Origin of the sequence: Synechococcus sp. RedBA-s (assembly GCF_024345495.1) — a bacterium.
GTDB lineage: Bacteria > Cyanobacteriota > Cyanobacteriia > PCC-6307 > Cyanobiaceae > Regnicoccus_A.
The window spans coordinates 10,895-32,125 of record NZ_JAGQBF010000010.1; the positions used below are offsets into that span (position 1 = coordinate 10,895).

Below are 21,231 nucleotides of genomic sequence, written 5' to 3' on the forward strand. Positions count from 1 at the left end.
CTCCCTCCAGCGACGCCTGACCTGATCCCTCGATGCTCGATCAGGACCAGCTCAACGACTTCCTCGAAGCCCTGGAAGAGGTCGGCAGCCCCGTCAAAAACCCAGTCCTGCGGGAAGCTCTTGGCTGGGATGAGCCCCTCTACGAGGAGGTGAAGGCGGAACTAGTGGCCAAGGGGATCGTGACGCGGGGTAGGGGCCGCAGCGATTCGGTCTCGCTGGTAGGCGCCGACCCGGAGGAGCAGCAGGTCGCACCAGCCAAAGCCCCCCGGAGGGGCAAAGCCGCCGGCAACAGCACCGCCAGCCTCGGCTTCGAGGCCAAGCTCTGGCTCACGGCCGACAAGCTGCGCAACAACATGGACGCGGCCGAGTACAAGCACGTGGTGCTCGGCCTGATCTTCCTCAAGTACATCTCGGACAGCTTCGAAGAGCACCGCGTCAAGCTGGTGGCAGGCGTTGGCGACTATGAAGGCGCCAACCCGGAAGACCCCGACGAATACAAGGCCGAGAACGTGTTCTGGGTGCCGGCCGAGGCCCGCTGGAGCCACCTGCAGGCCAATGCCAAGCAGCCAACGATCGGCAAGCTGGTGGACGACGCCATGGTGGCGATCGAGCGCGACAACCCACGCCTCAAGGGCGTGCTGCCGAAGGACTATGCGCGTCCCGGCCTCGACAAGCAGCGCCTGGGGGAGCTGATCGATGTGATCGCCACGATCGAACTCACCGCCGCCAGCGAGGGCGAGCAGACCCATCGCTCGGTGGATCTGCTGGGCCGGGTGTACGAATATTTCCTCACCCGTTTTGCCTCAGCCGAGGGCAAGAACGGCGGCCAGTTCTACACGCCGAGCTGTGTGGTGCGCTGCCTGGTGGAGATGCTGGAGCCCTACAAGGGCCGCATCTATGACCCCTGCTGCGGCTCCGGTGGCATGTTCGTGCAGAGCGAGAAGTTCGTGGAAAACCACGGCGGCAAGCTGGGTGACATTGCCATCTACGGCCAGGAGAGCAATGCCACCACCCGCCGCCTGGCGGTGATGAACCTCGCCATCCGCGGCATCGAGGCCGACTTCGGCCCCGAGCACGCCGACAGCTTCCGCCGCGACCTGCATCCGGATCTGCGGGCCGACTACGTGCTCGCCAACCCGCCCTTCAACGACTCCGACTGGTTCCGCAAGGACGACGACGTGCGCTGGCAGTACGGCGTGCCGCCCAGGGGCAATGCCAACTTCGCCTGGGTGCAGCACTTCCTCCACCACCTGGCGCCGCAGGGCATGGCCGGCTTCGTGCTCGCCAACGGCAGCATGAGCTCCAACCAGAGCGGCGAAGGCGAAATCCGCCGCGCCCTGATCGAGGCGGATCTGGTGGACTGCATGGTGGCCCTGCCCGGCCAGCTCTTCTACAGCACGCAGATCCCGGTGTGCCTCTGGTTCCTGGCGAAGAGCAAGACTGCCGACGGCCAACGGGGCTTCCTCGATCGGCGTGGGCACACGTTGTTCATCGATGCCCGCAAGCTCGGCACCCTGGTCGATCGGGTGCACCGGGAACTGCTGGAGTCCGACCTGGCGAAGATCAGCGGCACCTATCAACGCTGGCGGGGAGTCAACGGCGCGGGCAGCTACAAAGATGTGCCGGGGTTCTGCAAATCCGCCACAACCGCCGAGATTGCTGCCCATGGCCACGTACTCACTCCGGGGCGGTACGTGGGCGCGGAGGAGGTGGAAGACGACGGCGAGCCGTTCGAGGAGAAGATGCCGCGGCTGGTGGCAGAGCTGCAGGCCCAGTTCGCCGAGTCCGCGAAACTGGAGCAGGCCATCAAAGCAAACCTGAGGGGGCTGGGTTATGACTGACGTCTATCCAGTTTGCCGTTTGGGTGCAGTTGCATCGGTTCAAGGCGGGTTCGCTTTCAAAAGCGGCGACTTCACCGAAACAGGCGTGCCCGTCCTGAAAATCAAAAACGTCCGACTGCGTGAAGTGGACACGACTGAGCCCGCCTACGTTGACCAGTCGGTGGCGAAGGACACAGCACGCTACTTCTGCAAGACTGGAGACCTTCTCATCTCGATGACGGGGTCTGGACCACAGGCGCCAAACTCGGTGGTTGGCCGAGTCGCCCGCTTTACAGGACCGAGCGACAGATACCTAATCAACCAACGGGTCGGACGCTTCGTGAACAAAGCGCCGGACAAACTCGATCAGCGTTATCTCTTCTACGTTCTCGCACAGGACGAGACCCTTTGGAAACTCGTGTCCGTTGCCACTGGCAGCGCCAATCAGGCAAACATCAGCGGTTCACAAATCGAAAGCCTTGAAGTCCCGCTCCCACCCCTTACCGAGCAAAAAGCCATCGCGGTGGTGCTTGGGGCCCTGGACGACAAGATCGAGTTGAACCGGCGGATGAACGCGACGCTGGAGGCGATGGCGCGGGCTCTGTTCCATAGCTGGTTCGTGGATTTCGATCCTGTGCGCGCCAAACTCGACGCCCGCCAGCCTGTCGGCCTCGACAAAACCACAGCTGACCTCTTCCCCAGCTCCTTCCAAGACTCGCCAGTCGGCCACATTCCAAAGGGTTGGGAAGTTCGACCTCTCTCGGAAGCTTTCGACATCAAGGATGGTGCGACCTTCCGAAAGGAAGACCGAGTTGAGACCGGAAACATCATCGCCTTTGGTGCGAATGGGCCGGTCGGATTCAGCACGCGAGCCAACGTGATTGAACCATGTATCGGGCTTGGGAAGATCGGGAGTTGCGGTTCTCTGCACCGTAGCTGGAAACCCTGCTGGGTTACCAACAATGCTTTCATCGTCAAGCCACATCCCAGTGGTTCGCTCGAATTCGTGTGGCGCACACTCTGCACGATTGACTTCAGCCAATTCATCGGTGGGTCTGCAAACCCCTACATGCCGTTAAAGAACTTCGGCCACACGCCGGTCGTGATGCCACCCGTGCCATTGCTCAACGCCTACCAAGAGCGGGCCGGCAGCCTCGCCGGAAAGATAGTCGCGAACGATGAGCAATCTCGCACCCTCTCCACCCTGCGCGACACGCTGCTTCCGAAGCTGCTGAGTGGGGAGTTGAGCGTCACCGAAACATATTGACCCACATGCCAGAAGAAGTCGAACAACTATCTGCACCTGAGGGCGAAACAAGTTCAGGGCCAAAGGACTTGCGCGCAGAGCTGGAGGCTGACTTGAAAACAGAGTTCTCCGCCAATCTTTCGGCGGTGGGGACACTTCCGAAAGTCGTTTGTGACTCCCTGGTGGCGTTGCTTGACTCCAGCGCCCCAGCTTCGGTTGAGGTCCTTGAGTCACTGGCCTTGGAAGACCCTACTCAACCGGAGATGTCCAATGAGTGAGATGATTCGGTCTATTCGGTTTGAGCATTTTCGCGGTCTGCCTGACAGCGATATTAGGCTCAAGGGGAAGAGCCTTGTTCTGCTTGGCTCGAACGGGAAAGGCAAGAGCGCGGTTGTCGACGGTATCGAGTTTCTGTTTTCCGGGCAGGTAGGCCGGTTTGTTGGGTCGGGGACTGGCAGTATCGACCACGCCGATGCGATTCAGCACGTAAAGAAGCTTGGAGTTCCCAAGGTCACACTGTCTCTCAGTCCATCGAACGGCTCCATTAGCAGGAGCCTCGACTCTGAAACACTCTCAACTACCGACCGTCCAGCAGTGAAGGACTACCTCGAGAAGCATCCTGGAGTTGATGCCTTCATTCTCCGACGCTCGAAGATTCTAGATTTCATCTCTGACCAAGATGCGAACCGATACCGGAAGTTCATTCAACTGTTAGGTGTTTCGCATGTCGACACGTTGCAACGGACATTTGTCGAAGCAGAAAGCCTGGCCAAAGATGCCGCGCAGCGGGCACGCAGCATGTATCTGATGAAACTTGCGGTGTTCCGAGATCCTGTCGCCAAGTTCGATCCTCAGAATCTCGCTCAGATTCTTGCTCGTGTTTCAGCCACTGTCGCGGCGCTCGGCTTGGAGAAGATGACTCAATGGTCAGATGCGGAAAACCGACTGGCACTTCTAAAGGCGATGCGCCCGGAAGCCAACAAGGAGAAGATTGACGCCCTGACCAGAGCACTCGTCAGCTTGGAGAACCCGCTCCCCCCAGACATTGGAATCGAAATCGCAACAGCTAACTCGCTGTGCCAAAAACTGGCTACCTTGGGCACGTCATCAGATGATGCACCGCGAAGCCTCATTATCGCTGAGGCGGTTGACTATCTATGCAAGCATCCAACGGAAGCGAACTGCCCAGTTTGTGAGAAGGACTTTGAGCAGCCCCTCGCAGACGTTCTCGTTCGCCTTAAACAGCGCGGTGACGCATTGCGAGAACTGAGAGAGGCCATGTCCAACCGCAAAGCAGCTGTCAGTCGCGTACAACGGTATGGGAATATTGTCGCGGCTCAGATTGCGAAAGACCTTGAGCATTCAGCGCTGCTTGAGCCGGCGACCATAAAAACGTTGCGTGCTGCACGGGCTTCAACTCTTTGTTGGCTACGTTCCGTAAAACGGGCGGAAGCTAGTGCCCCTAGCTCGGACATCACGGCACCGCAGCGCCTCTCCTCTTTGGCAGCTGCACGCAGTGCATGCGCGTCGGTCCTAAAGGCGCAAAGGGAAGCACTGGTTCCGCCCGAGTCGTCAAAACTTGAGGCTGCTATCGCATTGGTTGAAAGGGGAATTGCTGCACACGCTGAAATCGCCTCTGCCGAGGGGGCAATCGGCGGTGCGAATGAGTTGGCACGGAGGGCTACCGTGGCAAGGAATGCCTTTTTCAAGGCGCGCGAAAGCGCAATCCAGAAGGTTTTCGATGCGATTGCCGAAACCGTCCTCGATTACTACCAGCGCCTCCATGACTTCGATCACGTCATTGAGCGCTCCGAGTGCACTGCGATTGAGCTAAAGCCGACGTCGAGGGCCGCCGCTGGAGGTTTGCGGCTGGCGATTCAATTTCTTGGATTGGCTGATTCCAAGGACCCACGGGCGTTTCTTAGTGAGGGCCACCTGGACTCTCTTGGTCTCTGTCTCTTCCTTGCGTCAGTTCGGATCTTCAATCCTCCAGGCTCACTTCTCGTGCTCGATGACGTTCTGACCAGCATTGACCGGGAGCACCGCCGTCGTGTCGGTGAGCTACTCTTCCAAGATTTTGCGGATTACCAAATCGTGCTCACCACGCATGATGAGCATTGGCACGACTTGCTGAATTCTTCGGCGCGGGCGTGGGGCATTCAAGGACAGTGGGCTTTCGTCAGAGTTGCGGGCTGGAGCGTAGATTCAGGACCCTCGCTGTCTGAGGTCAATGATTCGTGGGAGTTTGTCGACGCCCATCTGACTGAAGCAGACTATCGCGAGTTAGGTGGTCCATTCCGGCTCATCCTTGAAGACTTTCTGAAGCGAACGGCCGCAAAGCTCGAATTGAAGGTGAAGTTTAAGATTGACGGGAAATACACGGCGGGTGATTTCGTGAACTCTGGAATTCAAGACGCGATTCGTGACTCGTTAATCAAGTTGGCTCCGACTGAGGACACGGCGATTAGGACCGATGTTGGCCGTGTATTTGGTCAGGGAGACTTGGTCAACTTCCTCAGTCACGACAACCCTGGTCGGCTTGAAGTGACTATTGATCAGGCAAAGGACTTTGTTCGAGGCGTGCGCGATCTGACTAAAAGGTGTGAGACACGCAAAATAATCAAAGGCCGGTAATTATGACCCTCAACGAAGCCATGGTCGAGGAGGCGGCCCTCGGCTGGTTCCAGGAGCTGGGCTACGCGGTGCTCCCCGGCCCCCAGCTGGCCCCCGGGGAACCGGCGGCGGAGCGAGAGTCGTTCAGCGATGTAGTGCTGGTGGGCCGCCTGCGCCAGGCCATCCGCCAGCTCAATCCGGCCATTCCCGACGAAGCCCGGGAAGAGGCCCTGCGCAAACTGTTGCGGCTGGCCACGCCGTCGCTGGTGCAGATCAACCGCGCCTTCCACCGCCTGCTGCGTGAGGGCGTGCCGGTGGAATACCCCCGGCCCGATGGCAGCATCGCTGGCGACCATGTGCGGCTGGTCGACTTCGCCGCCGTTGCCGCCAACGACTGGCTGGTTGTGAACCAGTTCTCCGTGAGCGACGGCCAGCACAACCGCCGGCCCGACCTGGTGGTGTTCCTCAACGGGCTGCCCCTGGGCCTGATCGAGCTCAAGGACGCCGCCGCTGGAGGCGCCACGATCTGGAGCGCCTACGCCCAGCTGCAGACCTACAAAGCCGAGATTCCCTCGCTCCTCCAGTACAACGCCGCCCTGGTGGTAAGCGATGGGCTGCAGGCTCGTATCGGCTCGATCACCGCCAACCAGGAGTGGTTCAAGCTGTGGCGCAGCATCGATGGCGAGGCCGACGCACCGGCCACGGCCCCGGAGCTGGAGACGCTGATCCGTGGCGTGTTCGAGCCGCAGCGGTTCCTTGATCTGCTGCAGCACTTCATCGTCTTCGAGGAAGACCCCGATTCAGGCGCCCTGCACAAGATCATCGCCGGCTACCACCAGTTCCACGCCGTGAATGCGGCGGTGCAGGAAACCGTGCGCGCCAGCGGCATGGGCCCCGCCGTCAGGTCCCAGGGCGGTCAGCCGGGCGACCGCCGCGCCGGCGTGGTGTGGCACACCCAGGGCAGTGGCAAGAGCTTCTCGATGCTCTTCTATGCCGCCCGCATCGCGCGCCATCCGGCGATGCAGAACCCCACTCTGGTGGTGCTCACCGACCGCAACGATCTCGACGACCAGCTGTTCGGCCAGTTCCAACGCTGCGCCGACATCCTCGGGCAGACCCCCCTTCAGGCCAGCGGACGGGAGCAGTTGCGCGATCTGCTCAATCGCGCCAGCGGCGGCGTGGTGTTCACCACCATCCAGAAGTTCATGCCGGAAAAGGGCGAAGCGATGCCCGAGCTGAGCGCCCGCCAAAACATCGTGGTGATCGCCGATGAAGCGCACCGCAGCCAGTACGGCTTCGGCGGCAAGGTGAATGAGAAGACCGGTGAACTCTCCTACGGCTTCGCCAGCAACCTGCGCGATGCCCTCCCCAATGCCTCCTTCATCGGCTTCACCGGCACGCCGATCGAGCAGACCGACGCCAACACCCGCGCCGTGTTCGGCGAGTACATCTCCATCTACGACATCCAGCGCGCCGTGGCCGACAAGGCCACCGTGCCGATCTACTACGAGAGCCGCATCTCCAAACTCTCCCTGAGCGCCGCCGCGCTGCCCAGGCTCGACGCGGAATTCGAGGAGATCACCGAAGGCGAGGAGTTCACGCAGAAGGAAAGGCTGAAAACCAAATGGGCCGCCCTCGAAGCCTTGGTGGGCGATCCCAAACGCCTCGCCCTGGTGGCCGCCGATCTGGTGGCGCATGTCGAGAAGCGCCTGGAGGCGATGGACGGCAAGGCGATGGTCGTCTGCATGAGCCGCCGCATCTGCGTCGATCTCTACAACGCCCTGATCCAGCTGCGGCCCGAATGGGCAGCCGACACCCTCAAGGTGGTGATGACCGGAAGTGCCGACGACGGTCCCGACTGGCAGCCGCACATCCGCAGCAAGGAGGCGCGCCGCCAGCTGGCCAACCGCTTCAAGGACGCCAACGACCCGTTCAAGATCGTGATCGTGCGTGACATGTGGCTCACCGGCTTCGATGCGCCCTGCCTGCACACGATGTACGCCGACAAGCCGATGCAGGGCCACGGCCTGATGCAGGCCATCGCCCGCGTCAACCGGGTGTTCCGCGACAAGCCCGGCGGCCTGGTGGTGGATTATCTCGGCCTCGCCGATCAGCTCAAGCGGGCGATGGCCACTTACACCGAAAGTGGTGGCCGGGGCGACCCCACCGACTTAGTGGCCCAGGCCATCGCCGTGATGCTCGAAAAACACGGCATCGCCTGTGATCTGATGCACGGTTTTGACTGGTCGAAGTGGACCAGCGGCACCCCCACTGAGCGTCTGCAGCTCCTTCCTGCTGGACAGGAGTACATCCTTCAGCAGGAGAACGGCAAGCAACGCTGGCTGCAGGTGGTGGCCGAACTCTCCCGCGCCTTCGCCCTCTGCGCCGCCAGCGACGAGGCCACCGAGATCCGCGACGACGTGAGTTTCTTCCAGGCCCTGCAGGCCGCCCTCTCCAAGCAAACCAGCAGCACCGGCAAAACACCCGAGCAGATCGATGCCGCCATCCGCCAGCTGGTGAGCAAGGCCATCACTACTGAAGGCCAGGTGATCGATGTGTTCACGGCCGCCGGCCTGCCCAAGCCCGACATCTCGATCCTCAGCGACCAGTTCCTCGCTGAGGTACGCGGCCTCAAACACAAGAACGTGGCTGCCGAGTTGCTCGAGAAACTGCTCAAAAACGAACTGAAGGTACGCTCCAAACGCAACCTCGTGCAGAGCCAGGTGTTCTCCGAGAAGCTCAAGAAAGCCCTCAACTCCTACCACAACCGCGCCATCACCACGGCCGAGGTGATCGAAGAGCTGATCGCCCTCGCCAAGGAACTCGATGCCGCCACCAAGCGCGGAGAATCCCTCGGCCTCACCGACGACGAAGTTGCCTTCTACGACGCTCTCGCCACCAACGACAGTGCCCTGCAAGCGATGGGCGACGCCAAGCTCAAGCTGATCGCCGCCGAACTGATCACCCAGGTGAAGAAGAGCGTGACCATTGACTGGACCCTGCGTGAAGGCGCCCGCGCCCGGATCCGAGTGATGGTCAAACGCATCCTCAACAAATACGGCTACCCCCCCGATCTGCAGGAAGAGGCGGTGAAAACCGTGCTGGCCCAAGCGGAGTTGCTCTGCGCGGCGTGGGTCTGAGCAGACACGGCGCTGATACGCCGGTGGCACTGGCAGGAGCAGCCGCTCCAGCTCCTTGGCCACCCGCGCCGTCTACTCCTTCACCGGTTTCCCCGGGGCTCCATCGCTTCATTTCTACCTCCATCACGTCGGCTACCCCACCGGCGCCGCCTGGCGCTTTGCGGAGGCCCTGCGTGAGAACCCTGAATCCGCCACCTTCCTCGCTGCCTTCCTGAGCTCCCAGCCCAGGGCGGAGCCAATCCAGTGCCCCGATCAGGCGGCCGATGCCGAGTACCGCTACCGGGTGCAGCTCGTCCCAGGCCCCGAACCCCTCCTACAGGTGCAGTGCTGGCGGCGGATCCCTGGAGGCGCCAGCTGGCATCCCCGCTGCGGGCCCATGCCGTTGGCGGTGTTCATTCAGCGCTTCCTGCCCGGTGATCCGCTTTGACCCGGCCAAGCGCCAGTGGACGCTGGAGCAGCGGGGCCTGGATTTTCTCGATGCTGAGAGCGTCTTCGCCGGCCCAACGATCGAGGTCTCCGATCGAAGGCGAGACTATGATGAAGTCAGAATCATCTGCATTGGATGGCTTCGGGGCCGCGCAGTGATCGTGGTCTACACGGAGCGCAACGGCATCAGGCACATCATCTCCATGCGAAAGGCCAATGAGCGAGAACAACGTCGTTTTTTCCCCGACCTCTACTGAAGGCGAGATCCACTCTGATCTTCAGCGCGTGGATGCCCATATCATCCAACCTGAGGAATATGAAGAGATCCCCGAAATCACTGAGGAAGATCTCACTCACGCCGTGATCAAGCGCCCTGGCCAGCCGGATCAGCCTTTTGTGGCCAAACCAACCCAAGCAACTTGACCCCATAGGCCTCAGGGCCTCAGGGCTTCTCGGTGGGCACTCAAGAACGCCTCCTGCTCGCGGCTGAACGGCCGGATCAGATTCGCTCCTTCGATGCCCCAGCAGCGCAAGGCCTCCCCTGCCGCCTCGTGCTGCCAGATCAGCTGCCCACCGGTATCGAAGCTGATCCAATGGCGATCAAACAGCTTGTCCACATGGGGGGAGAGCAGCAGGCCATTCGATCCGCTCAGCCGCTCGCTGTTGTCGCAGGATCGCCAGGGTTTGATGTGGCTGGCCACCAGGAACTCCTGCCGCGCCAAGCCCGTGACCCGGCAGGCCGGCTCAAGCTCCGTCACCCGATGGCGAAACAACCCCTGCCCCAGCCGCGCCTTGGTGAGCGCATCGCGCTCGGTGCTGCTGGGTACCTCCCGCAGCCGCTGCATGTCATCGAGCAGGGCCGCGGTGTAGGCGCCCTCTTCCGCCAGCACCACCAGGTGCACCCGCACCGCTGCATCGGCATGGTCTTCGATCAGCTTCAGCAGCAACAACCCCAGGGTTTCGCTGAGCCCTGCCAGGTACACCCCCTGGTTGCCCCGGCCTGTGCTGGTGCTGATCGGGCTGTGGCGTTCCGGCAGCAGGGGCTGCAGCAGCTCAAAGAACGTCTGCGGCACCAGGGCCTGGCGCAGCGGCTGCCAGTTCACCCGCACCAGCCAACCCTCCTGGCTCCAGTTCTCCCCTGTGGAGCCAAACTCAGGTGGCTTCTGCGCCGTGACCGCCGCCGTTTCCACCAGTCCGATCTGGCTGATGCACTTGTTCGCATAGCTGAACACCACATCCCCACGCTGGCAGCGGCTGAGGTTGTCGTAGGTCGGATTGCGACGCTCCCCCTTGCTGGTCTTGGGAGACCAGATGTAGCCACCGTCCGTTTCCTGCCGGTAGGTCTGCTTGTGGTTCACCCACCAGTAGGCGTGCACGGATCCGGCCAGTACTTGTGTCTTTGTAGCCGAGGTAAGGCTGGCTGTCTTCAGTAGGCCTGTCTCGACGGGATCACCCCTCGCACCCCACCCCGAGGCTGCTCGCAGTCCCCCGCTCGCCGGGGGATCAGATGCCAGTGCGCATGAAACACCGTCTGCCCCGCAGCCTCCCCTGAGTTCAGCCCCACATTCCAGCCGCTGATCGTGGCGTCCTTGGCACGCAGCTGATCCCGCCGCAGCTTCAGCAGCTCCACCACGGCGTTCCACTCCGGCTGGTGCAGCTCCAGCCCGTTGGCCCCATGACGACGCGGGATCACCAGGCTGTGCCCCTCGCTCACGAGAAAGGCGTCGGCGATGCAGAGCGCCAGCTCGTTCTCCAGCAGCACCCGGCCGCTGCCCTCCAGCGCGCAGAACACACAGCCCGCTTCGCGGTGGCCGTAGCTGGCCTGCACGCCGCGGAAGTCGGTGCGCCCTCTTGCGTAGGCAAACAGCCGTCGCGCTTGCCGGCGTTGCAGCGGAAGCAGAGGGCCTGCAGGTTGCTGATGGCGTCAGAACCGCCATGGTTCCTGGGCACGATGTGGTCCACCTCCAGGGCCCGTTGGTGCTCGTGGGCGCCGCAGCACTCGCAGCGGCCCCGGGCGCGGGTGAGCACCCGGTACTTCACCGAGCCGCTGATCGGGGTGCGGTGGCGGCTGCGGTGGGCAAACACCTCTTCGCCGCGCTGCTCGCGGAAGGCATCGAGGCGCTGGCGGCAGAGCTCCAGCAGCGCGTCGCGCTCGCCATCGCTCAACTCGTTGCCGTCGATCAGGCTGTCGTGGCCATCGCCATAGGTGGTGGTGCCGTTGAAGGTGAACCCGGCCCACCATGCGCTTCCCAGGATCCGCCGGGCCACGTCCTGCGCCGGGGCGGGGCTGCGGCGCCCCAGCAGCTCCATGAGCATGAGGGGTTGGTCGATGGGCCTCATGCGCATGCGCTCGGCGATGGTCTGCCGCAGGCGAAGGAAGGCAGCACAGGGGCTGCAGCCAACCTGGTTCCAGGTGTGGCTGTGCCGCCCCAGTCTCCGACCCGTGCTCTCGTCCGTGGCGTGGAAAAGGGCCCGTCGTTGTGAGGGTGGACGGCAGGCAGACGGGAGAGAACCGGGATCCAACAACCTGTCCCGAGGACGGGGGCTTTCTGATTCGGAGATGCCCCAGAGCGCCGAAAAGGTATAGAATAAGCGCCCTATGGAGTTCGCGTTCGATCCGGTCAAGAGTGATTCCAACCTTGCCAAGCACGGCATTGACTTCCTTGCTGCCCAGCAGCTCTGGAACGATTCGGAGCTCCTGGAGGTTCCGGCCCGCACCACCGGAGAGCCAAGATTTCTAGTGATCGGCAGGATCGGCCTCAAGCACTGGTCGGCCGTGATCACCTATCGCGACCGGTGCATCCGATTGATTTCCGTTCGGCGGTCCAGACCCGAAGAGGTGGAGCTCTATGAACAGTTCTGATTTCGATCAACGTTTCGATGACGGCGAGTCCGTGATCGAGGCCCTTGACCTTGGCGGTGCCCGCCGCATTCGACTGGAGCAGAAACGCGTCAATGTCGACATCCCCGTGTGGATGATCGACCAGCTCGATCGTGAGGCCAGCCGTCTCGGTGTCACCCGTCAGTCGATCATCAAGGTGTGGCTGGCGGAGCGGCTGGAGCAGCGGACGTCTGCTTAAGCGCAGTGCTGTGACTTCTATCCAGAAGGATGAGGCCGCTGAGGGGTTGGCGGCCATAGGGTGTCGGTGGCGGCTGCCGGGCGACCGGGCCAGGTTTGGGTTTGGGCGGCCCGTCTGGCCACTGCCCCTGCTGTGATCCCTTCTGGCGTGGGGGTGCTGCGGCTGCAGCCCACCCACCACTGTCAGACTGGTGCCACTGGAGGGCGCTATGCAGGAAATCCTTTTCGTGGTCGAGGAGGCGGAGGATGGTTCCTTCCGGGCCAGCGCAGCTGCCGCGGCGATCCACACCGAGGCCGACACGCTTGAGGACCTCCACAGGGAGATTCGCGACGCCGTCATCTGCCACTTCGATCCCGGCCAGGCGCCACCCCTGATCCGCCTCCATCACGTAAGGCAGGAACTGCTGGCCCTGTGAGGATTCCGCGGGACGTCAACGGCCAGTTCCTGGCCGAACGCCTGCGGCGCCATGGCTACGTTCTGACCCGTCAAACAGGCAGTCACATGCGGCTGAGCCGAAGCTCTGACGGCCAGCAGCAGCACCTCACCATTCCTGCCCACAAGCCCCTGAGGACCAGCACCTTGTTGCGGCAGATCCTCAAGGACGTGGCCAGCCAGTTGGGCTGCTCGATTGAAGAGGTGATCGCCAGCCTTGATTTTTGAGGGCCGGGTCCGAATGCCAGCGCCAAAACCAGCTCACGGTCGTGATCTGCCGTCCCCCTTAGGCTGGGGAAGCCAGGACACCGTCATGACCGACCAGCTTGGGCGCATCACCCTCAACCCTGAGATCTGCCATGGAAAGCCAACCATCCGTGGCTTGCGTTATCCCGTGGAGATGGTGCTCGAACTGTTGTCAGCTGGGATGAGTGCGGCTGACATTCTTGCCGATTATCCAGATCTCGAGGCTGAAGACATCACGGCAGTGCTTGAGTACGCAACCCAGCTTTCCCGAATTCAGCGGGTTGATCTCCTCTCTGCATGAGGATTCTGCTGGATGCCCAGCTGCCTCGATCTCTCGTTCGGCCGCTGGAACAATTGGGTTGCGACGTCCTGCACACCCTTGATCTGCCTGATGGAAATCGCACCGCCGACAGCATGATTTCCTCCATTGCCGACAGCGATGGGAGAGTTGTCTTCAGTAAGGATGCTGATTTCGTCCGCAGTCATCTCTTGCGCGGCACTCCCGCCAAGCTTCTGAGTCGGAAGGCATTGGTTGTGAGGCATTGAACGTCAGTGAACTCGGCGCCGATGAACCGCTTGACCACTTGGCTCATGCGCTTCCGCTCGTCGACGTAGTGCCGCAGGCGCTCGTAGGTGGCGGAGGGGGGCGGGGCCCCAGCTGGCTTGGGTGAGACGGGGGTGGTACTGGTGGGGGAGAAGCCCTGCCGCGATGCCATGCCCTCCGTCACCCCCTCGGACAGACCTGGCGGGTTGCCTACGATGAACCACCTGAAGCCAGCAGAGGCTGTGCGTACGTTCTCTGCCGTCATTGAGCGCTGCGCGGACACCGGCCTGCTTGTGGGCTACGTCCCTGGCTTCGCCGGCGCTCACAGCCAGGGGGAGACCCTTGATGAGCTGCAGGCCAACCTCCAGGAGGTGATCGCCATGCTTCTGGAGGACGGCGAGCCGGCCCTGGAAAGCGACTTCGTGGGCCTGCAGCAGATCGTGGTGCCGGCCTGAACGTGGGCTCCACCCCCGTCCTCAAGTCCTCTGAGGTGGCGGACATCCTTCGAAAGCTGGGCTTCGATGTGGTTCGTCAACGCGGCTTCCATCTGCAGTTTCTTGATCCTCGAGGACGCTGCACCACAGTTCCAGTCCACAAGGGACGTGATCTTTCTCCCCCGCTGCTTCGTCAGATCGCCAAGGACATTGGCATGACCCTGGAGGAGTTCCTCAGCCACCGCTGAGCACCGAATCGGTAGCGAGGCGCTGGCGGCACTGCTGCAGCAGCTCGTCGCGTAGTGGCTCCGCCACGCTGGCCTTCGGCCAGGTACCGCCGTCGTTCAGCTCGCCGTTGCCGGGCAGCCTCTTGCCAGGCAACACCGTGGCCGAGCAGTTCCATGAGCATCAAGGGCTGGTAGATGTGGCTTTTGCGCATGCGTTCGGCGAGGTACTCGCGCAGGCGCTCGTACGCTGCAGCCGGGTATTCCCTACCAGACCCTGATCAGCAGTGACCTTCACAAATACGTGAGTGGCAGGCTGCTGGATCGAGCCTGAGCATGTGGAGCTTGAGGGTTGCGGGCGGGTCCAGAAGGCTGCCGCCAAGCCGGCTCCGGGCGTGGGTGGGTCGCCCCAGTCCTCTCCATCCACTGCCGCTGGGGCCATAGCCTCGGCAGCTCTGGGTGGGCCTCACTCCAGGTCGTTGATCAGCACGATGCGGTAGCGGGCTTTGCCGGCACGGAGGTGATCGAGGGCTTCATTCACCTTCGACAGGGGGAAGAACTCCGTGGTGGGCGATATGCCATGGCGGCAGCTGAAGTGCAGCATTTTGTCGGTGGTGGACGGGCTGCCGAGGGGCGACCCGGAGAGGCTTTTCTGCCCGAGAATCAGCGGGAAAGCGGCCAAGGCAATCGGCTCGGGAACGGCCCCCACGGTGTGCAGCCGGCCCTTGGGTTTGAGGGCGGCGATGTAGGTGTTCCAGTCGAGGTTGGCGTTGGTGGTGTTGAGGATGAAGTCGAAGCTGCTGGCCGCCCCGGCCAATTCTTCGGCGTTGCGGGAGTTCAAGGTGCGATGGGCGCCGAGTTGGAGCGCTTCCTCCCGCTTCGAGTCGCTGGTGGTGAAGGCGGTGACGTCGCATCCCCAGGCCCTTAGAAACTTCAGGGCCATGTGACCGAGGCCGCCGATGCCGATGACCGCCACGCTGTCGGTGGGTTGGATGCCCAATTCCACAATCGGGTTGAACACGGTGATCCCACCGCAGAGCAGGGGGCCAGCTTTTTTGTCGTCGAGGCCTTCCGGCAGGGGGGCCACCCAGGTCCAGTCGGCCCGCACCCGCGTGGCGAAGCCACCGTGTCGACCAACAATGGTGGCTTCGGCCTTGAGGCAGAGGTTCTGGTTGCCGGAGAGGCATTGGTCGCAGGCACCGCAACTGCCTGAAAACCAGCCCAGCCCCACCCGGTCGCCGATGCTCAGCCGCTTCGTGTGCTCCCCGAGGGCAACCACCCGCCCGATCACTTCGTGGCCGGGAACAAACGGATAGGTGGTCGTACTCCACTCGTTGTCGAGCATGGAGAGATCGCTATGGCAGATGCCGCAGCTCTCAACGGCGATCTCCACCTCTTCGCTGCCGAGCGGGCCGGGGGTGTAGGTAAAGGGTTGGAGCGGTTGCCCGGCGCCGTGGGCGGCGAGGGCCTGGATCGGTGCGGTCATGGAATCTGCGGGCTTGGGATGGATCTGGTGATCTCAACGAATGGCTGGCCGTTCCCATGGATGGGCCGGCTCCGATGCCTGCAGGAGGTTGACCTTGCCGATCGGATGGCCCTATCGATCCTAGGCAAAGCGGTTCAGCCCATGACCGCACCGCCATGACTCCCGTGCCGGTGCCCGCCCCCAAATCCGAGGCTGCTCGCAATCGCCCTCACGCCTCGGAATCGAGTGCCAATGGGCAGGAAACACTGACTCCTCCGAATGCTCGTCTGAGTGGAGCCCCGTCTCCTCGGGATCCAACCGGAGTGTGAGGGGGATCAGCCTGGGGTGGTTGGTCCTTCCCAGATCTCTTGAGCCAGACAACTTCGGCGCAGCTCCTGCCAATGGGTCGATGCCGTTCGCTCGCTGCTTAGGTCATCGAGTGAGTCCCCACCGCGCCGTCCAAGGCTGGGTACTCGATCGCGGCGATGTGATCTGGATCGACCACAACCCCCAGGCTGGCCGCGAAATGTGGGATCACCACCCTTTTGCGGTGCTGTCCACCGCTGCCTTCCAGTCCACCGTGGGCCTGATGGTGGGCTGGGCGATGACCTCAGCTCCCTACAACCGTGGTTCCACCCTGGCCGTGGATCTGGGCCCCATCCCCGATCGGCCGGGTGCCCACAGCTATGTGCTCTGCCAGCAACTCAAATCCTTCGACTGGCGCGCCAGGGGCGCACGCCCACATCCGATCGGGCGACTGAACGAGTCGCAACTGGAAGAGGTGATGGCAATTGTGGGGCAGATCCTTGGCTTGGTGGACTGAGCCAGCGTTCGCCCAGACAGGGGCAGCATCCTGCCCACCACGGCTTCGTGGTCGAGGAAGCAGAGGATGGCTCCTACCGGGCCAGCGCAGCTGCCGCCGCGATCCACACCGAGGCCGACACCCTTGAGGAGCTCCACCGGGAGATCACAGGCGCTGTCGTCTGCCACTTCGATCCCGGGCAGCCTGGTGGAACTGATGGCGCTCAACGAGCAGGTGGAACGGGAGGTGTTCGCCCTGGCCCCCAGCAACCGCCGCGTCGCCGACGCCACGCTGGGGATGCTGCTGGCCGACTGGCCCGCCGCCCCTGCTGCAGCACCTCAACCAGCCCAGTCGTTCAGGCCTGCCTGCCGATGACGGTGCTGACGCCACCGGATCCGCAGCGGCTCCTGACTGATCATCCCCGCACAGGCCCTCGGCAAGCGGCGCCCGATCAGCCGCCTGAGACAATCCACAACCGCCGACCCAGAGGGACAGTCATGGCCGTTCTCGGCAGAGTGGCGATCCTGCAGGCGATCCAGGAGGGCTGGATCGCGATCACGCCCTTCGATCCCGAGCGGGTGGGGCCCGCCTCCGTCGACCTCACCCTCGCCCCCACCGTTCGCGTGTTCCGCAAGGTGCACCAGGTGATCAACGTTCAGGAGAACACCGACTACCGGGAGCTCACCGAGAAGGTCCGGGTGCCCGAGGGCGATCACATCCTGATCATGCCCGGTGAGACCGTTCTGGGCATCACCCGCGAGCGCCTGCGCCTCGGGCCTGGTCTGTGCGGCTGGCTGGAGGGTCGCAGCCGTTTCGCGCGCCTGGGTCTGATGGTGCACATCAGCGCCCCGTTCATGGGGCCGGGGATCGACAGCCAGCAGGTGCTGGAGATGAGCAACTTCGGCCCCGCTGCCCTGGCGGTGCATCCCGGCACCGCGATCTGCCAGTTCGTGTTCCAGAAGCTGGAGGGCAGCGAGAGCTACGCCGGCCGCTTCGCCGGCCAGACGGAAGACTCCTTCTGAGCATTCCCAGCACCCGCAAGGGCTGATCGCTCAGGAGGTCATCACCTCCACAGGACAGCGCAGGCCAGGTGCCCGGGCAGCACGGCTGTCGCCGGTGAGGAGTGTGGCTCCCAGCTCTTCGGCCAGGGCCACGTAGAGGGCGTCGTAGGCCGTGAGGTTGGCGCGCAGCTCCCAGGCCCGTGGCCAGAGGTGGCGGCTGACATGACGGCGCAGGCCAAGCCGTTGGGCCGTGGTCAGGGCCTGCAGCGCGTGCTGTTCAGGAAGCTGATCGGCCAGCACCAGCCGGCGCAGCACCGAGAGCAGCTCGGCATCGATCAGATCAGGCGCCTGGAGGTTGGCTTCGGCCAGCCTGGCCCTGGCTGCGCCCTGGATCAATAGCGCATCCACCAGCACCGAGGCATCCACCACCACCATCAGCGTTCTGCCCGGATCTGCCGCAGTGCCTCCAGAGTCGTGCCGTGGTCGATCGGAGCCGATGGCAAGGCATTGAGGAGGTCTGCGTTGTCGGCCCGGCGAGCGGTTTCGCTGAGTTCGCGCAGGGCGAAGGTGCTCAGAGGCAGCCCAGCGCGGTTGGCCAATGTTTCGAGTCGCTCGGCCACGTCGTCGGGAACGTGGCGGATGTAGAGGGTGCGCGTCATCCCTGCAGGCTGCTTGCTCGCTGCTAGCAGCCTAGCGGCTGATGGTTCGCTGCCTGCTGTTCGATCAACGTCTCGGCTCTGTCGCATCAGGCTGTGCGATCCAGGCAGAGGTCTTCGGGTTCGTTCGTCGTCGTAGCAGGAGCCGCAGGCTTCTCCGCAGGAGTGCAGACGCACATCGGCAGCAGGGATCAGCTGGCGAATGACGGCAACCATTTCTATGGCCAGCAGATCTTCCTGGAAGATCTGCTGGGTCGTCATGTGGAACTGGTGACCGAGAAGGCGTTGCGGGAGGAGTTTCGGCACCGAGTCGAGGCCGATGCCATCATCATCTGAAGTGATGGCCGAATGAGTCTGGCACCTGTATTTGAAAGACATGCGGGTCTTTGCAGAGAGAGCGATTCTCTACAGCGATGGATTGACCCGAGCTCGGTTTGAAGCCAGCCAACTGGTTCAAGCCGCCATTCTGCGCAACATCGAACTGACCGGAGAAGCAGCAGCTCGTGTGTCACAGATGCGTTTCGACTGGCGAATCCAGAGATTGCGTGGAGAGAGTTTGTTGCCATGCGCAATCAATCAATCAATCAATTCATGGCTATCTTGGCATTGATCTTGACATTGTCCGCGCCTTCGCGCTGGACTCCAAGGGCATCGTCTGGGTGGCCAACAACATGGACGGCAATGACGTTGTGTGGATCGGCAACATGTGGGGCCGCTCCGCAGCGCTGCTGGCCGGCGACAACACCAAGGGACATCCCCCCGGCACCAAGGCCGGTGATGTGATCCACATCTTCCAGAGCGGCAACATCCAGATGGTTGCCGGCGTGTCGATCGACCCCGCCGGTAACGCCTGGGTTGCCAACAACTGGAATAGTCTTGAGGCGGCATCCTCCCCTAATCCATCCCGCCCCACCTCGACGTGGGGCGGCGGCTATGGCTTTACCGCTATTTATGGTGTGGCCGCTCCGGTGAAGCCGCCACGCATCGGCAAGGTGCAGCCTTATTGAACCGGCAATCGCGCTGACATTCGCCCGTGAAACGCGGGCCGTTCCCCAGGAGGCGGCCCGCGACTTACGAGCGAGGAGATGAAGTGAACGTTAATCGCCAGCTAACAATCGGTTGCAGCGGTCGGCACTTCGTCGCCGCTGAAACGGAGCGTTGGCTGGCTTCAGGTGTTCTGTTTGGAAAGTGCTTCTAGGCTAACTGCCGTGCCCAGTAGGATTTTCGTGGTAAGCTTACTTCCCCCATCAGCAAGAGTCGTTGCAATGTTTATCGTGATTTAAGCATCTACGGCTTTATGCCCTCTTTCTCAACGGGCTGTTGAGACATCTAGATCCAATTCCAAAGACATTTCATTTATCATGGCAAAACCAAAACCAACACAAAAACAACCAAACATTCTCTTCATCATGGGAGATGATGTTGGAATGTGGAACATTGGAGCATACCATCGTGGCCTTATGGCCGGGAGGACTCCAAACATTGACAAAGTAGCCTTAGAAGGAGCTATTTTCACTGATTATTATGCAGAAGCAAGCTGCACAGCAGGCAGGTCTTCATTCATTACAGGAGAATTGCCTATCCGTACAGGTCTTACTACAGTCGGTCAAGCAGGAGCTAGTGTTGGCATGCCAGCACAGGCGCCCACGATTGCAACAGCTTTGAAGGAATTGGGTTACGCAACAGGGCAATTCGGCAAGAATCATCTTGGAGATAAAAACGAATTCTTGCCTACTTTGCATGGGTTTGACGAATACTTTGGGTATCTTTATCATCTCGATGCAATGGAAGATCCGTTCCATCCGAATTATCCACCTGAATTAAAAGACACAATTGGTCCGAGGAATGTTTTGCATACCTGGGCAACTGATAAAGATGATCCTACAGTCGATCCGAGATGGGGAAAAGTCGGCAAGCAGAAGATAGAAGACAAGGGACAACTGCCTCCCCATCCTATTGATGGCATCGAATTGAATATGGAAACAGTTGATGATGTAATTCTTGAGCATACCAACAATTTCATCGATAAATCTGTCAAAGCAGGTAAGCCATTTTTTGCATGGCTTAACCCAACAGGCATGCATGTCTTCACTCATCTTCCTAAAAAATATAGTGATCTGATGACACCTGAGAATGGATGGTGTTTGCAGGAAGCGGGAATGGCACGGTTTGACGATGTAATCGGAGGCGTGCTGAACAAGCTTGATGAATTGGGTGTGGCAGACAATACCATCGTTGTTGTTACTACAGACAATGGAACACAAACGTTCTCTTGGCCAGACGGAGGAACCACCCCATTTAAAGGTTCCAAGGGAATGGGAACCGAGGGAGGGTTCAGATCACCTTGTATCCTCAAATGGCCGGGTAAAGTTCAACCCAACCAGGTGATCAACGGTGTGATATCAGGCATGGACTGGTTCCCCACATTTGTTACAGCAGCAGGACATCCAAATATCGCGGAAGAACTCAAGGCAGGAAAGTCACTGAATGGAAAAGAGTATAAGGTTCATTTGGATGGTTATGACCAAACTGACATGTTAACCAAAGGAGGTGATTCTGCACGAAATGAATTTTGGTACTTCACTGAAACCGAACTTGCGGCCGCAAGAATCAAAGACTTTAAATATACATTCATATCCCAGCCAGATGGTTGGTTCGGCCCTAAAGTTAAATTAGACTGGCCCGGCCTCGTCAATTTGCGACTCGATCCGTTTGAAAAAATGAGCCTGGGAGATTCCTTGTATGCAGGGAACTGGTGGGCATTTGAGTTCTGGAGATATGTTTTTATTCAACAGGAAGTTGAAAAGCTGGCCAAAACTGCTTTGGAGTTTCCTCCTATGCAGCCTGCGGCTACGTTTAATCTTGATGCTGTGAAGCAACAGGTGCAAAAAGCGATGGCAAGCCGGGGAAGCACTGGTAATTAGCGAATATAGGCAAAAAGATTTATTCTTTGAACGAAGCAGGAGTGGCCCATTCCCTATGGTGCCACTCCTCAGCCTAAGGCTATATCTGTGACGGGTCACCGTGATCTGTAAAACATGCCTCTATCGGCTGGCTGAGTCCATCGTCCTAGTCGATTGGGCGAATCACCATTCGCCCATT

The 21,231-nt window shown here is 61.2% G+C and carries 29 protein-coding genes; 22 read left to right on the forward strand and 7 right to left on the reverse strand.

Annotated features, from left to right (window positions below; translation table 11 throughout):
• Positions 1–32 precede the first annotated feature (32 nt).
• The 7 genes from KBY67_RS05625 (at position 33) to KBY67_RS05655 (ending at position 9,668) form a co-directional block, all read left to right on the forward strand.
• Positions 33–1,841, forward strand: coding sequence for a class I SAM-dependent DNA methyltransferase (locus KBY67_RS05625; RefSeq protein WP_255109624.1), 1,809 nt, complete (start codon positions 33–35; stop codon positions 1,839–1,841).
• Positions 1,834–3,087 carry a restriction endonuclease subunit S gene (locus tag KBY67_RS05630; RefSeq protein WP_255109625.1) on the forward strand — a complete coding sequence of 418 codons (1,254 nt, stop codon included), beginning with the start codon at positions 1,834–1,836 and terminating at the stop codon, positions 3,085–3,087. Before KBY67_RS05625 ends, KBY67_RS05630 begins: the two co-directional genes overlap by 8 nt.
• Before the next feature lie 249 nt (positions 3,088–3,336).
• Positions 3,337–5,700, forward strand: a complete 2,364-nt coding sequence (locus KBY67_RS05635) for an AAA family ATPase (RefSeq protein WP_255109627.1) — start codon at positions 3,337–3,339, stop codon at positions 5,698–5,700.
• A 2-nt stretch (positions 5,701–5,702) separates the two neighbouring features.
• Complete coding sequence (locus KBY67_RS05640; protein WP_255109629.1) at positions 5,703–8,819, forward strand: type I restriction endonuclease subunit R; 3,117 nt, start codon at positions 5,703–5,705, stop codon at positions 8,817–8,819.
• A 55-nt stretch (positions 8,820–8,874) separates the two neighbouring features.
• Positions 8,875–9,246: a hypothetical protein gene (locus KBY67_RS05645; RefSeq protein ID WP_255109631.1), complete on the forward strand. Its 372-nt coding sequence runs from the start codon at positions 8,875–8,877 to the stop codon at positions 9,244–9,246.
• Positions 9,233–9,502: a BrnT family toxin gene (locus tag KBY67_RS05650; RefSeq protein ID WP_255109634.1), complete on the forward strand. Its 270-nt coding sequence runs from the start codon at positions 9,233–9,235 to the stop codon at positions 9,500–9,502. Before KBY67_RS05645 ends, KBY67_RS05650 begins: the two co-directional genes overlap by 14 nt.
• 28 nt (positions 9,503–9,530) lie before the next feature.
• Positions 9,531–9,668, forward strand: coding sequence for a hypothetical protein (locus KBY67_RS05655; RefSeq protein WP_255109636.1), 138 nt, complete (start codon positions 9,531–9,533; stop codon positions 9,666–9,668).
• Positions 9,669–9,679: 11 nt separating this feature from the next.
• Here the strand turns inward: KBY67_RS05655 and KBY67_RS14750 are convergent, their stop codons facing one another.
• The 3 genes from KBY67_RS14750 to KBY67_RS05670 are packed head-to-tail and all read right to left on the reverse strand — an operon-like array spanning position 9,680 to position 11,585.
• Positions 9,680–10,621: an HNH endonuclease gene (locus tag KBY67_RS14750; protein ID WP_255109639.1), complete on the reverse strand. Its 942-nt coding sequence runs from the start codon at positions 10,619–10,621 to the stop codon at positions 9,680–9,682.
• Between the two features lie 50 nt (positions 10,622–10,671).
• Complete coding sequence (locus tag KBY67_RS05665) at positions 10,672–11,007, reverse strand: HIT family protein (RefSeq protein WP_255109641.1); 336 nt, start codon at positions 11,005–11,007, stop codon at positions 10,672–10,674.
• Positions 10,956–11,585 carry an HNH endonuclease gene (locus KBY67_RS05670; RefSeq protein WP_255109645.1) on the reverse strand — a complete coding sequence of 210 codons (630 nt, stop codon included), beginning with the start codon at positions 11,583–11,585 and terminating at the stop codon, positions 10,956–10,958. The genes KBY67_RS05665 and KBY67_RS05670 overlap by 52 nt, the downstream gene beginning before the upstream one ends.
• Before the next feature lie 259 nt (positions 11,586–11,844).
• On the opposite strand from KBY67_RS05670, the gene KBY67_RS05675 reads away from it, so the two are divergent.
• The 8 genes from KBY67_RS05675 (at position 11,845) to KBY67_RS05710 (ending at position 14,229) form a co-directional block, all read left to right on the forward strand.
• Positions 11,845–12,108, forward strand: coding sequence for a BrnT family toxin (locus KBY67_RS05675; protein WP_255109647.1), 264 nt, complete (start codon positions 11,845–11,847; stop codon positions 12,106–12,108).
• On the forward strand, positions 12,095–12,325 hold the full coding sequence (gene brnA, locus KBY67_RS05680) for a type II toxin-antitoxin system BrnA family antitoxin (RefSeq protein ID WP_255109649.1): 231 nt from the start codon (positions 12,095–12,097) through the stop codon (positions 12,323–12,325). The genes KBY67_RS05675 and brnA overlap by 14 nt, the downstream gene beginning before the upstream one ends.
• 208 nt (positions 12,326–12,533) lie before the next feature.
• Complete coding sequence (locus KBY67_RS05685) at positions 12,534–12,740, forward strand: 2-oxoisovalerate dehydrogenase E1 subunit beta (RefSeq protein WP_255109651.1); 207 nt, start codon at positions 12,534–12,536, stop codon at positions 12,738–12,740.
• Positions 12,737–12,985, forward strand: a complete 249-nt coding sequence (locus KBY67_RS05690) for a type II toxin-antitoxin system HicA family toxin (protein ID WP_255109653.1) — start codon at positions 12,737–12,739, stop codon at positions 12,983–12,985. The genes KBY67_RS05685 and KBY67_RS05690 overlap by 4 nt, the downstream gene beginning before the upstream one ends.
• Positions 12,986–13,070: 85 nt before the next feature.
• On the forward strand, positions 13,071–13,304 hold the full coding sequence (locus KBY67_RS05695) for a DUF433 domain-containing protein (RefSeq protein ID WP_094584941.1): 234 nt from the start codon (positions 13,071–13,073) through the stop codon (positions 13,302–13,304).
• Positions 13,301–13,549 (forward strand): DUF5615 family PIN-like protein, encoded by a 249-nt coding sequence (locus KBY67_RS05700; protein WP_255109656.1) that lies wholly within the window; start codon positions 13,301–13,303, stop codon positions 13,547–13,549. Before KBY67_RS05695 ends, KBY67_RS05700 begins: the two co-directional genes overlap by 4 nt.
• 240 nt (positions 13,550–13,789) lie before the next feature.
• Positions 13,790–14,002 carry a type II toxin-antitoxin system HicB family antitoxin gene (locus tag KBY67_RS05705; protein ID WP_255109658.1) on the forward strand — a complete coding sequence of 71 codons (213 nt, stop codon included), beginning with the start codon at positions 13,790–13,792 and terminating at the stop codon, positions 14,000–14,002.
• Between the two features lie 2 nt (positions 14,003–14,004).
• Positions 14,005–14,229 carry a type II toxin-antitoxin system HicA family toxin gene (locus KBY67_RS05710; RefSeq protein WP_255109660.1) on the forward strand — a complete coding sequence of 75 codons (225 nt, stop codon included), beginning with the start codon at positions 14,005–14,007 and terminating at the stop codon, positions 14,227–14,229.
• Here the strand turns inward: KBY67_RS05710 and KBY67_RS05715 are convergent.
• Both KBY67_RS05715 and KBY67_RS05720 read right to left on the reverse strand, forming a co-directional pair.
• Positions 14,216–14,362 (reverse strand): hypothetical protein, encoded by a 147-nt coding sequence (locus KBY67_RS05715; protein WP_255109662.1) that lies wholly within the window; start codon positions 14,360–14,362, stop codon positions 14,216–14,218. The genes KBY67_RS05710 and KBY67_RS05715 overlap by 14 nt on opposite strands.
• Positions 14,363–14,671: 309 nt before the next feature.
• Positions 14,672–15,691: an NAD(P)-dependent alcohol dehydrogenase gene (locus KBY67_RS05720; RefSeq protein ID WP_255109664.1), complete on the reverse strand. Its 1,020-nt coding sequence runs from the start codon at positions 15,689–15,691 to the stop codon at positions 14,672–14,674.
• A 418-nt stretch (positions 15,692–16,109) separates the two neighbouring features.
• Between KBY67_RS05720 and KBY67_RS05725 the strand changes: the two genes are divergently transcribed.
• The 3 genes from KBY67_RS05725 to dcd all read left to right on the forward strand — a co-directional run bounded on the left by KBY67_RS05725 (position 16,110) and on the right by dcd (position 17,494).
• On the forward strand, positions 16,110–16,493 hold the full coding sequence (locus KBY67_RS05725; RefSeq protein WP_255109666.1) for a type II toxin-antitoxin system PemK/MazF family toxin: 384 nt from the start codon (positions 16,110–16,112) through the stop codon (positions 16,491–16,493).
• Positions 16,494–16,616: 123 nt separating this feature from the next.
• Positions 16,617–16,847, forward strand: coding sequence for a hypothetical protein (locus tag KBY67_RS05730; RefSeq protein ID WP_255109668.1), 231 nt, complete (start codon positions 16,617–16,619; stop codon positions 16,845–16,847).
• Positions 16,848–16,969: 122 nt separating this feature from the next.
• Positions 16,970–17,494, forward strand: coding sequence for a dCTP deaminase (gene dcd / locus KBY67_RS05735; RefSeq protein WP_255109670.1), 525 nt, complete (start codon positions 16,970–16,972; stop codon positions 17,492–17,494).
• Positions 17,495–17,524: 30 nt separating this feature from the next.
• Here dcd and KBY67_RS05740 read toward each other — a convergent pair whose 3' ends face one another.
• Together KBY67_RS05740 and KBY67_RS05745 are read right to left on the reverse strand one after the other, a co-directional pair.
• Positions 17,525–17,908 carry a type II toxin-antitoxin system VapC family toxin gene (locus KBY67_RS05740; protein WP_255109673.1) on the reverse strand — a complete coding sequence of 128 codons (384 nt, stop codon included), beginning with the start codon at positions 17,906–17,908 and terminating at the stop codon, positions 17,525–17,527.
• A complete protein-coding gene (locus KBY67_RS05745; RefSeq protein WP_255109676.1) occupies positions 17,908–18,132 on the reverse strand; it encodes a hypothetical protein in 225 nt (74 codons plus the stop codon). The genes KBY67_RS05740 and KBY67_RS05745 overlap by 1 nt, the downstream gene beginning before the upstream one ends.
• A 162-nt stretch (positions 18,133–18,294) precedes the next feature.
• On the opposite strand from KBY67_RS05745, the gene KBY67_RS05750 reads away from it, so the two are divergent.
• The 4 genes from KBY67_RS05750 to KBY67_RS05760 all read left to right on the forward strand — a co-directional run bounded on the left by KBY67_RS05750 (position 18,295) and on the right by KBY67_RS05760 (position 21,053).
• Positions 18,295–18,465, forward strand: a complete 171-nt coding sequence (locus tag KBY67_RS05750) for a hypothetical protein (RefSeq protein ID WP_255109678.1) — start codon at positions 18,295–18,297, stop codon at positions 18,463–18,465.
• A 40-nt stretch (positions 18,466–18,505) separates the two neighbouring features.
• Entirely contained in the window at positions 18,506–18,739 is a 234-nt protein-coding gene (locus tag KBY67_RS14905; protein ID WP_399214000.1) for a HepT-like ribonuclease domain-containing protein, read from the forward strand.
• Positions 18,675–19,136: a hypothetical protein gene (locus tag KBY67_RS05755; protein ID WP_255109680.1), complete on the forward strand. Its 462-nt coding sequence runs from the start codon at positions 18,675–18,677 to the stop codon at positions 19,134–19,136. The genes KBY67_RS14905 and KBY67_RS05755 overlap by 65 nt, the downstream gene beginning before the upstream one ends.
• A gap of 354 nt (positions 19,137–19,490) precedes the next feature.
• On the forward strand, positions 19,491–21,053 hold the full coding sequence (locus tag KBY67_RS05760) for an arylsulfatase (protein WP_255109684.1): 1,563 nt from the start codon (positions 19,491–19,493) through the stop codon (positions 21,051–21,053).
• Positions 21,054–21,231: the final 178 nt, after the last annotated feature.

Bases quoted from the DNA above. Each gene is read 5' to 3' on its own strand.
- KBY67_RS05675 (WP_255109647.1), top strand. From the start codon at position 11,845: ATGGAGTTCGCGTTCGATCCGGTCAAGAGTGATTCCAACCTTGCCAAG.
- KBY67_RS05700 (WP_255109656.1), top strand. From the start codon at position 13,301: ATGAGGATTCTGCTGGATGCCCAGCTGCCTCGATCTCTCGTTCGGCCG.
- KBY67_RS05670 (WP_255109645.1), bottom strand. From the start codon at position 11,585: ATGAGGCCCATCGACCAACCCCTCATGCTCATGGAGCTGCTGGGGCGC.
- dcd (WP_255109670.1), top strand. From the start codon at position 16,970: ATGGCCGTTCTCGGCAGAGTGGCGATCCTGCAGGCGATCCAGGAGGGC.
- KBY67_RS05630 (WP_255109625.1), top strand. From the start codon at position 1,834: ATGACTGACGTCTATCCAGTTTGCCGTTTGGGTGCAGTTGCATCGGTT.
- brnA (WP_255109649.1), top strand. From the start codon at position 12,095: ATGAACAGTTCTGATTTCGATCAACGTTTCGATGACGGCGAGTCCGTG.
- KBY67_RS14905 (WP_399214000.1), top strand. From the start codon at position 18,506: ATGCGGGTCTTTGCAGAGAGAGCGATTCTCTACAGCGATGGATTGACC.
- KBY67_RS05625 (WP_255109624.1), top strand. From the start codon at position 33: ATGCTCGATCAGGACCAGCTCAACGACTTCCTCGAAGCCCTGGAAGAG.
- KBY67_RS05640 (WP_255109629.1), top strand. From the start codon at position 5,703: ATGACCCTCAACGAAGCCATGGTCGAGGAGGCGGCCCTCGGCTGGTTC.
- KBY67_RS05720 (WP_255109664.1), bottom strand. From the start codon at position 15,691: ATGACCGCACCGATCCAGGCCCTCGCCGCCCACGGCGCCGGGCAACCG.
- KBY67_RS05745 (WP_255109676.1), bottom strand. From the start codon at position 18,132: ATGACGCGCACCCTCTACATCCGCCACGTTCCCGACGACGTGGCCGAG.
- KBY67_RS05740 (WP_255109673.1), bottom strand. From the start codon at position 17,908: ATGGTGGTGGTGGATGCCTCGGTGCTGGTGGATGCGCTATTGATCCAG.
- KBY67_RS05635 (WP_255109627.1), top strand. From the start codon at position 3,337: ATGAGTGAGATGATTCGGTCTATTCGGTTTGAGCATTTTCGCGGTCTG.
- KBY67_RS05695 (WP_094584941.1), top strand. From the start codon at position 13,071: ATGACCGACCAGCTTGGGCGCATCACCCTCAACCCTGAGATCTGCCAT.
- KBY67_RS05685 (WP_255109651.1), top strand. From the start codon at position 12,534: ATGCAGGAAATCCTTTTCGTGGTCGAGGAGGCGGAGGATGGTTCCTTC.
- KBY67_RS05760 (WP_255109684.1), top strand. From the start codon at position 19,491: ATGGCAAAACCAAAACCAACACAAAAACAACCAAACATTCTCTTCATC.